Genomic DNA, 9092 nt, shown 5'->3' with positions numbered 1-9092 from the left:
TCTTGGCAAGCCAGGCCTTGACATCATCCCATGTCGCATTCCCAGCCCATATCTTCTCCATCAACTCCTCAGCCCCTCTTATAGGGCCAAGCATCCATGCGGGACCATCAGGATCAGCTATCACAATTGCCCTAACTAACGAGTAATTCACGGCTGTAGCATTGAACGGGGTTCCATCGTGGAACTTTATCCCCTTTCTCAGGTAGAATGTGTAGCTCATGCCATCGGGGCTAACCTCATACCTCTCAGCAAGCCAGGGTATTATCTGATCGGCCCTTGTCCCATTATACCATGTCAGTGTCTCATATACATTTGTTATCACCTCTCCTCCTGCTGTCTCGTAATCTACAGCAGGGTCTAAGTAATCCGGCTCTCCTATCGTCTCCTCTATTATTGTATCTGGATTCTGTACTGCTGGTTTAGCCGGCGCAGGAGTCACATTCGTTGGTGCTGGTGCTGCTGGCTTCTGCATTGCTATTGCTGCTGCAACAACTAACACTATGACTATGGCCACAACGGCCCAAACCGCTTTTGAAACACCTTCCATACAAACACCTCCTAGTAGGAGGACATTACCTTTAGAATCCGGATAAAAATAAACTTTTCTGAGTTTTATCATTATATAGAGTGGATTATTAAATAATATCTTTATAATTTATTAAAAATAAAAAAATTCCTGTGTTGAAGGAGTAAATTGGACCGAAGTACACGCTCGCAAATATGCTCATAACCCATGCTATTGATCCGTACTGCTTTCAGAGCTTTTCTCGTATACTATTTTGTAGTAGAAACTCATTATTGCTCTGAGTGCTATAAAAGCCCCTGTAAAAGCCATTAGTGCTGAAATTCCCGCTATCGCAGGGTTTCTTATTGGCAAAAAAATGTTCATGCAGTAATATATGTTAGTCCCATTGTGGGATATAACCCTCATTGTTCCGGGTCTCTCTCCTTCTAGTGTTATCATCTTAGATTCACCAGGCTCCAAACCGATGAGATAGGTATATTCATTATTCCCCGAGTAAAGCGTGTACAGAATGGAGGCATCCCCTGATGAAAAAAGGGATATATTTCCATAAATGCTCTGCGATAGGTTTCCTAAGCCCTCAAAGTCCCTTAGCACTTTTGAGGAGTTTTTCTCCACGAAAAGAGAACCTTTTATTTCTATGGCATTGTAACCCACTATTAAATAAATGGATAATACTATTCCTATTAACATTAGGAGCAGACCTATTAAGAGATGCCTTCCATATCCTTTTAGCAGTTTCTCACCTCAGTACAGATGACAGGCCACAAAATGGCCTGATTCCACTTGTTTCAGCTCAGGTTCCTCCCTTATACATCTATCGAAGGCATAAGGACACCTGGGATGAAATCTACATCCTGATGGAATGTTGATGGCACTAGGAACCTCCCCTTTTACTGGTATTTCCTTGATAACATCCCTCATCCTAGGATCTGGTTCAGGAACAGCAGATATTAGAGCTTTAGTGTAGGGATGAAGGGGCTTTTCAACAAGAGAATCTGAATCCGCCATCTCCACTATTTTTCCTAAATACATGACGGCAATTCTATTGCTCATATACCTAGCAGTTGATAGATCATGTGTTATATATAAATATGTAACATTGTATTTATCTCTTATCTCCTCCATTAGGTTCAGAATTTCGGCTCTTACCGACAGATCAAGCATAGAAACCGGCTCATCTGCCACAATAAACTCTGGATTAAGTATTATAGCCCTAGCGAATGCCACCCTCTGTCTCTGTCCCCCAGAAAGTTGGTGTGGAAATCTGTGCACGAACTCCGATGGAGGAGATACTCTTACGGCCTCTAGTGCTTTCATTATTCTTTCCTCCCTTTCCTTTCTGTCCTCCACTCCGGCTATCAGCAATGGTTCTTCAAGGACATCATATACCCTGAATCTCGGGTTCATCGATGCATATGGATCCTGAAAGACCATCTGAACCTTCCTTCTGTACTCCTTTTCATCTATTTTTGTTATATCATTACCATTAAATAGAATGTTTCCAGATGTTGGCTCTAACAGCCTCATAACCAGCTTAGCTGTTGTCGTTTTGCCACATCCAGACTCACCCACTAGAGCAAATATCTCCCTCTTCTCTATGGAAAAGCTTATGTCATCTACAGCTCTCACGAATCTCGGTGGCTTGGCTGTAAGGAACTCTTTTATTGATCTTCTAACAGGAAAATATTTCTTTAAATTCCTAACTTCAAGAACTGGCATACTCTCACCTCAGTACAGATGACAGGCCACAAAATGGCCTGATTCCACTTGTTTCAGCTCAGGTTCCTCCCTTATACATCTATCGAAGGCATAAGGACACCTGGGATGAAATCTACATCCTGATGGAGGCTCTATTAAGTTTGGGGGCGCACCTGGTATAAATGTCAACTTCTCCTTCTTGCCTTTTATCCTAGGAACTGCTCTAAGAAGTGCTTGAGTATATGGATGTTTTGGCTTCAAGTAGACAGAATCAGAAGAACCAAGCTCTACTATTTTTCCAGCGTACATTATGGCCACTCTATCAGCTATCTCCGATATTATAGAGAGATCGTGCGATATGAATATTATCGATATGCCCAGTTCTCTCTTGAGCTTTTTCATCAGATTTATTATCTGAGCCTGCACTATGACATCGAGTGCTGTTGTTGGCTCATCAGCTATTAGAACCGTGGGCTTGAGTATAAGGGCGGTGGCTATCATCACCCTCTGCTTCATTCCGCCACTGAGCTCATGTGGATACCTGTTTACCACATCTCTGCTGAGACCAACCAATTCTAGGTACCTCTTAGCCTCCTCTAAGGCCTCCTTTTTGTTCATCCCTTCATGATATATCAGAGGTTCCGACATCTGATATCCCACAGTATACACAGGATTGAGGGCATTCATTGCACCTTGGAATATCATGCTTATCTTCTTCCATCTGACCTTTTTCCTTAGCTCATCTTCGCTTAGCTTTGCCACATCTATTCCATCTATCAGGATGCTACCCTCCATTATCTTCCCGGGTGGAGGCAAGAGATTTATAAGGGCATATCCTAGAGTGCTCTTGCCACATCCAGATTCCCCTGCAAGTCCTAGAGATTCTCCTTTTTCCAGAGAGAAGCTAACGTTATCAACAGCTCTCACAGCACCTCTTATAGTCAGAAAATATGCTTTTAAGTTATTTACATTTAATATAGGCATTATATCACCTCACAATCTTCTCATCCTTGGATTCAGGATCTCATCTAATGCTGTCCCAATCAGAACGAAAGAAAGACCTAGAAGAGCTATGAACAGGCCAGGAGGCACAACCCACCACCACATTCCCCTTATTGTTGCTGCTGCTCCATTGGCATCATGGAGTATGAGGCCCCATGTAACCCTTTTTATGTCAGCCAGGCCTAAGAATGAGAGTGCTGCTTCTGTCAATATTGCCCCTGGAACTCCAAGAGCAATAGAGGCAAATGCATAAGGAGCTATCTGAGGCATTATATGGCGGGTTATTATTCTCCTAGCCCTAGCCCCAATAGCCCTAGATGCCTCGATGTAGTCCATCTCCTTTATCTGATGGGCCATGCTTCTCACGACGAACTCATATCCGGACCAGCCGAACACCACTAGTATCAGAACAACGTTCCATATGTTTGGCGTTAAAAGAGCTGCAAGCATTATAGCTAAGGGAAGCATTGGTATATTGTAGAATATTTCTGTTATCCTCTGCATGAGCTCCTCTTTTCTTCCTCCGAGGTAAGCAGATGTCACCCCGTACAACACCCCTACAAGAACGCTGACAACCGAAGCAACAACTCCTACAAGCAGGGATACCTGAGTACCCCATATGAGTCCTTGGAACAGATCCCTGCGGAAGTCATCTGTCCCGAATAATCCGTAACTCTGGCCCTCGAATACCATCTTAGCTCCTGTTACTTTTATTCCCTGCTCTGTGGTAAATATAGTTATAGTAATAGTATACTTCCCTTTTAGCGGCACTGCTGCCCCTTCCTGCGTCAAGCCGGGTTTAGCCTGAGAAAAAAGAGGATAAGTGAACTTGAAAACATCGGGTTTTATCTTTGACATGACATCTGGACTCTCATATTTTCTAGCGAAGTCCATCACATTGCTAACAACGCTTACATCAGACCCGAAGTGAAGCGAATACTCCATTAAGCTTCCCTTGGAAACAGGGTACAGCTGCTCACTTGCAAGTCTCAGGCTAATCCCATCCGGTCTAGTGAACTGCACATCCAACGTTATTGGCAATTGCTTGCCCTCAGCATCGATCACTAATATCATGCCAGCAGGGGGGACATCATAATTATAATCTAATGATATGTTATATACATATTCTGTGATCCCTCCGTATGATGTTATATTAAATTTGTTTATGTATGTTACAGTATGAACAAATAGTTTTTTAGAGCTGAAGATATTTATCCAAGCTGGAGGAACGCCCTTAGGATTCTCCTGCCAGTACTCCAGATTTCTCCAGTTCTCTCCTGCCTCAGGAGCAACTAAAGGTGCTGCCACAGCTAATACTATGAAAAATACGAGCAGAATTAGTCCAAGCATCCCACTCTTATTTTTCACAAACTGAAACCAAAAGTCGAGCAAATCCGCCTTTAAATCAGACCATCTCATTTTTTCACCTCCTCTCAGCTCCTATTCTTACCCTTGGATCAAGTAAACCGTATATAAGATCCTGAAGGACAAATGCTGCTAGATAAAGCATGGTGAAAACTGTAGTTAGACCTAGCAGGACTGGAACATCGAATTCCTCTATCGCTATCCAGTATAGCCTACCCAGACCCGGCCAGTTGAAGACGGATTCTGTTATAACAGCACCTCCCATTGATCCAATTAATGCAAGAAGTGTATTAGTAAGTATTGGAGGAGCAGCAGCTCTCAGTGTGTGTCCATAAAGAACCCTTCTCTCCGGCACCCCCTTGGCTCTTGCAACCATTATGAAATCCTCCTGAAGAGTTCCTAGAACCAGACTTCTGGTTATATATGCCCAAGCCCCGAAGCTTACTAGCACAACTGTTATCGCTGGTAAAGCGAGATGATACAGAAGATCCATTAGAGCTGGAATACCTGGAGGCGGAGGTGGTATTGATGTGAAGCCTCCTGAGGGGAATATGGGGATATAATAACTGAAGGCTATTATCATAAGCATTCCAACCCACCACATGGGAAGAGAAGCTGATATCATCGATATAACTTGGATAGATCTATCCAAGAAGCTTCCGGCCTTCTGTGCAGCTTTTAAGCCCAATAGTATGCCTATTACTATCACTATTACTTCTGCCGTTGTGAAAAGCAATACTGTTCTGGGAAGAGCTTCTAGTATTATTGTAGCCACATCAGTGCTTCCAGACGGAGACCTTATCATTGTGGCTTTCCCAAACTTAAATTGAAGTTGATTTATTGCTCTTTCAAATACCCTTTGTAAATACGGTTTATTTAGACCAAATTCCTCATAAAGTAACTTTTTCTGCTCCTCAACCCATATCTGATATGCAGTCTGGTTAGATCTCAGCTTTTGCATGAGCTGTGGGTTGCCAACTGTCATGGCCCTTATGATTTCGTCTATCATGGCCTTTACCTCTTGCTCTGCAAAAGTATTGAAGAGAAGAGAACATATGAACACAACTAAAACCAGAACTACTAGGGCATTAATCACCCTGAAGGCCATATACCTGCCATAGCCCAAACTATCCCCTCAGACAGCAAAGAAAAAATACTACATATAAACTTTAGGGTTCCTTGTAGTTTAAAAAAAGAAAAGATGGGAGGAGATCACTTCTTTCTTAGCAGATACCATGCCAGCAGTGCTATCACTACTATCACTATTACTACTCCGCCTATCAGAGCTGGACTCGGTCCTGCTGGAGGTGGTGGAGGCGGTGGAGGCGGAGATACAACTGTTATTGTTAGGGACTTGGAGGTGGTGCCTGCCTCATTGCTTGCGGTAAGAGTGTAAGTTGTGTTGGTAGATGGACTCACGGTCTTAGTACCTACTGCTGGAACTTCCTCTCCGTTCAATTTAACAGATGTTGCGTTTTTCACACTCCAGCTTATGGTGGAGGACTGACCCGTCTGTATTGTAGAGGGCTCAGCCTTGAAGTACTCTATTACCGGAGCTGCTTTAGCTACAGGAGGTGGTGGTGGAGGCGGGGCTGCCTTCACTATGAGCTGAACAGATGATGTCGTTCCATAAGCTAGTCCTGCCTCCTTGGCAGCAAATGCCTCTATTGTGTATGCTCCAGCCGCCAAGTTCTTTGTCACATCTGATGGTATTGTTAAAGAGAACACTCCAGCTGCCGTTTTCGATGCTGTACCGGAGAATACCTTGTTTCCAGCCTGATCCCTGAGAGTGACTGTTACATAAGCGGTCTCAGCTGCTCTCTCCCCAGTCTGAGGATACTCCATCTTCTCTATTACATTTACATTAACAGAGAGGCTATCTCCTGCTGTTATCGCTGCTGGAGCATCTATCTTTGTTATGGAGAGCGTTGAGAGAGTGAACTTCTTCTGCCAGTAGTCAGGAGTGAATGGATATGTTGGATCCCTGAACGCCTTTAGCTCAACATACATTGATTTAGGATCGTACTTGTCTATGTAGAATGGACCATTGCTTATCCAAGCATGTCCATGAGCATTTATCCACTGGATATCAGTTGTGTACCTCTTTATAGCAACTCCTGGCATAATACCCTTCAGAGCAGGAGGCACATATCTTGAATCTATGAAGCTCTGAAGTACTGTTTTCACATCTGCCAGATGCTCAGGAGTGAAGAGATCAAGCCACTCCACACCTTCCACATTTTCAAACGAATATTTCTTTCCTGATGGTCCTCCCTCAGCAACTAGCTTAGCCTGTGCTTCCCATATTTCCCAAGGCAGCTGCGGCCAGAATACATAGAACGCTCCTGTTACATTATCTGATATTGGAAACACGTAATTTCCGTAAACTACTATAGTGTCATTGCTGGCAAAGTCAAAGCCCAGTATCTGCTCCAATGTCGGAGCTGCAGTCGATGCAAAGTAAGAATCGTAGTACGTGTCCTCTGGACCGAGCTGAGTGCTCCATATGTAGTAGAACGCTATCCAGTATTTCACATCGTCCATTGTCATCGGAATTCCATTGTGCCAGTTGGAGAACAGGTACTTTAGAGTAACCTTAACAGCTGCTTTCTCTCCATAGTGTGCATTCACCCAGCTCATTGTCTTCTTGTCAAATACCAAGGCAGTGGATGGCACAGCTATCTTCCCCACAATTTTTCCATCTGGAGTTACATCATAGTTCTTGTACACACTGTACTGTACTCTGACAGGTATGTAGTCTCCCTCCACTGGATGCAGGAATGCTCCATAATCCACTACTAGATCGCTTATGTAGTGTGTGTAAACATCCTGAAGCCCTCCTATTAGATTCCATGCCGACATAAACAGAGCTCCTTGGGCAGAGAACTCGGCGACAGTTGCCTTATGATCCGGAGTATCTGCGGTCAACAAAGCCCATCTGGATCCTAGACCTGAGACGACATCCCATGCCATGTTCTTTACACGTTTATTAACAGGATAATATTCATATTGCTCGCATATTCCTATCCTAACAGCTTCTAACAATCCAAGCTCTGCTACCTTCTTCGCATAGCTCCAATACTGATCAGCACTGCTGACCCTGCCGAAATAGATAGCCATTGCATATTTGTCTATCTCTGGGTTAGTGTATTGCCACCACCCTTCCACCTGTTCTCCTGGCATCCATCCTAAGAATGGAGCAAATGCTTGTGACAGAGATCCCTCGACATACTTATAAGCCTGCATCGCGAGCCAGCCCTCTGTGTATAAGCTCCATTTGTAGGCCTTTGGATCTGTACCATATACGGTTCTCACACAGGTTCTTCTATCCCTTTCCTGTCTGTCAACTTTTATTCCAGCTTTTTCTATCTGGCGGGCTATGTAAAGACCTTCCTCATGCCTCTCGTCTTCTATTCTTATGAAGAACTTTACTGTCACAGGTTCTCCATCAAAAGTCCACCAGTAACCCGCTGGTGCATTCTTATCCGGCGTCTTGCTGAGCCTTCCTCCTAGTTCCTTAGCCGCTGCTTCCATAGCAGAGTTTATCATCTCTATTCCCTTTGCTTCATCTCCAGTGGGAGTTAAGCCAAGTTTCGTTATGACATCCTCAAGCATCTTGTAGCCGGGCTGGGATGGTCCCACGAATGTTATGTACATTGGAGCCCCTCCTCCACCCAATATTGTATCTATTATATATTTCCTATTTATTAGATAGTTTAATGCGTACCTTACCTCCCTTATTGCGAATGGATTGAAGTACTGCTTACCGCCAACAGTTACTATGTATTTGCTGTTGTCATCGTGAACAGGGTTTACCAAAATGCTCCAGCTTCCACCAGAGGATCTTATCAGGGTAAGGTTATTGAGCCAGCTTTCCGGTATCCCTTTATATACACTTGGAGGAGGTGACCAGAGAAATGCATCCAATTTACCTGTTGCAGTGTCTCCAATTCCGGTCTCCTGGCTTGTCCTGACAACTATTTTTATTTCGTCAAGAGGCGGTCCCTTAACAGGCTGTGCTTGTATTTGAGCTGCTGGAAGGAACAGTAGGGCCACTAAGAGCACACCCAACAATATCCTCTTGGAGATATACATGCATCTCCCTCCTTGAGGGGTCCTGAAGACCCATTTCTATAGGCAAAGAGGTAAGATATAAACCTAACTCTTTTTAAAACAGAGAGAGCATTAAGAGCTTCTCCACAGTTCCAGTCAATTTTTGTCTCTAAAATCTAGCTTTTATTAAATCTTATGAATATATTATATAGATATAGTTTACCAAAGTGTTATCATGATGTGGAAAAGTGAACAGTCACAGCAGCTCCCGGCAGTATCCTCCTGACAATCAGCTCCACTTCATGGGTTATCTCATGAGCCTTTTTTAGCGGCATACTTTTTGGGAGAACAATCCTAACATTGACAGTCCAAGGAGGATCGAACACCTCCAAAGACTCCAGAATAACCTCATAGTCATCTATCTTCCTTCCTTCCAGCTCCCTTCTTA

The 9092-nt window shown here is 43.7% G+C and carries 8 protein-coding genes; all 8 read right to left on the bottom strand.

The genetic code is table 11. The annotated features are described in order from the left end of the window. The coding region (locus D6D85_RS08905; protein ID WP_272914431.1) for an ABC transporter substrate-binding protein at nt 1-547 on the bottom strand (547 nt) is incomplete at its 3' end. 189 nt (nt 548-736) lie between these two features. Continuing rightward, nucleotides 737-1216, bottom strand: a complete 480-nt coding sequence (locus D6D85_RS08900) for a hypothetical protein (RefSeq protein WP_125671706.1) — start codon at nt 1214-1216, stop codon at nt 737-739. 54 nt (nt 1217-1270) lie between these two features. Continuing rightward, nucleotides 1271-2245, bottom strand: a complete 975-nt coding sequence (locus tag D6D85_RS08895) for an ABC transporter ATP-binding protein (RefSeq protein ID WP_125671705.1) — start codon at nt 2243-2245, stop codon at nt 1271-1273. A 9-nt stretch (nt 2246-2254) separates the two neighbouring features. Then, complete coding sequence (locus D6D85_RS08890; protein WP_125671704.1) at nt 2255-3208, bottom strand: ABC transporter ATP-binding protein; 954 nt, start codon at nt 3206-3208, stop codon at nt 2255-2257. A gap of 9 nt (nt 3209-3217) precedes the next feature. Continuing rightward, nucleotides 3218-4645: an ABC transporter permease gene (locus D6D85_RS08885; protein WP_125671703.1), complete on the bottom strand. Its 1428-nt coding sequence runs from the start codon at nt 4643-4645 to the stop codon at nt 3218-3220. 4 nt (nt 4646-4649) lie between these two features. Then, a complete protein-coding gene (locus D6D85_RS08880) occupies nt 4650-5717 on the bottom strand; it encodes an ABC transporter permease (protein ID WP_125671702.1) in 1068 nt (355 codons plus the stop codon). A gap of 86 nt (nt 5718-5803) precedes the next feature. Continuing rightward, entirely contained in the window at nt 5804-8686 is a 2883-nt protein-coding gene (locus tag D6D85_RS08875; protein ID WP_125671701.1) for an ABC transporter substrate-binding protein, read from the bottom strand. Between the two features lie 191 nt (nt 8687-8877). Continuing rightward, the coding region (locus D6D85_RS08870) for a cation transporter dimerization domain-containing protein (protein WP_272914430.1) at nt 8878-9092 on the bottom strand (215 nt) is incomplete at its 5' end.

The organism is Candidatus Methanodesulfokora washburnensis (assembly GCF_003947435.1).
In the GTDB taxonomy this organism is placed as follows: Archaea; Korarchaeota; Korarchaeia; order Korarchaeales; family Korarchaeaceae; genus Methanodesulfokora; species Methanodesulfokora washburnensis.
This window is presented reverse-complemented; position numbering and strand designations above follow the sequence as displayed.